At 63.1% G+C, this 754-nt stretch carries 1 protein-coding gene and 1 pseudogene; both read right to left on the reverse strand.

What is annotated here, in order from left to right:
• Positions 1-94 precede the first annotated feature (94 nt).
• Positions 95-469: pseudogene (gene ssb / locus ACIKT0_RS19430) on the reverse strand (single-stranded DNA-binding protein); the annotation flags it as partial.
• A gap of 135 nt (positions 470-604) precedes the next feature.
• Positions 605-733 carry a hypothetical protein gene (locus ACIKT0_RS19435; RefSeq protein WP_407106905.1) on the reverse strand — a complete coding sequence of 43 codons (129 nt, stop codon included), beginning with the start codon at positions 731-733 and terminating at the stop codon, positions 605-607.
• Between the last annotated feature and the right edge of the window lie 21 nt (positions 734-754).

Here is a 754-nt window from a genome sequence, read left to right on the forward strand (position 1 = left end):
GGAGAAGGCCAAGGATCATCAGGCCCGCATGGCCTGCTTCTATGCGTTCGCGATTCTCTCCGCGTTCCTGTTCCTGGGCAACGCGATCATCTTAGTCGCCGCCGCTGTCCCCGCCGCCACGTCCGTCGAGCATCGCGAGTTCGCCGCGATAGCGCTGCAGCACGATCTCCGTGGAATACTTCTCGACGCCCTGCGCGTCGGTGTACTTCCGGGTCTGGAGCTGGCCCTCGACGTAGACCTTCGAGCCCTTGCGCAGGTACTGCTCGGCGACCTTCGCGAGCTGCTCGTTGAAGATCACCACCTGATGCCATTCGGTGCGCTCGCGGCGTTCGCCGCTCTGCTTGTCGCGCCAGTTCTCCGAGGTGGCGATCCGCAGGTTCACCACGGGCTCGCCGGAATTCAGCCGGCGGACCTCGGGGTCACGGCCGAGATTGCCGACCAGAATGACCTTGTTAACGCTGCCCGCCATGGCGATCTCCTGAAGCTAAGAGGGCACCTTACGCCGAACGGACGTGTCGGTCGCGCCGATGCGCCGCCTTGTCCACAAGCGCGCCGTTTGGGAAAATGCCCGCCGCTGGCGCGATTGTTCTTTTTATGTTCTCTATCATCCGGACTCGGGAGTCGCATACACGCCGATGATCACGCCCAGCACGATGCCGACGACCATCAGCATCATGTTGTAAGGCGTGATGGCGACTGCGAAGCCGCCGAGCAGCGCGCTGATTTCCTCCATGCGGGTCCCCCGACCTTCCTA

Source organism: Hansschlegelia beijingensis, from assembly GCF_045505405.1.
Classification (GTDB): domain Bacteria; phylum Pseudomonadota; class Alphaproteobacteria; order Rhizobiales; family Methylopilaceae; genus Methylopila; species Methylopila beijingensis_A.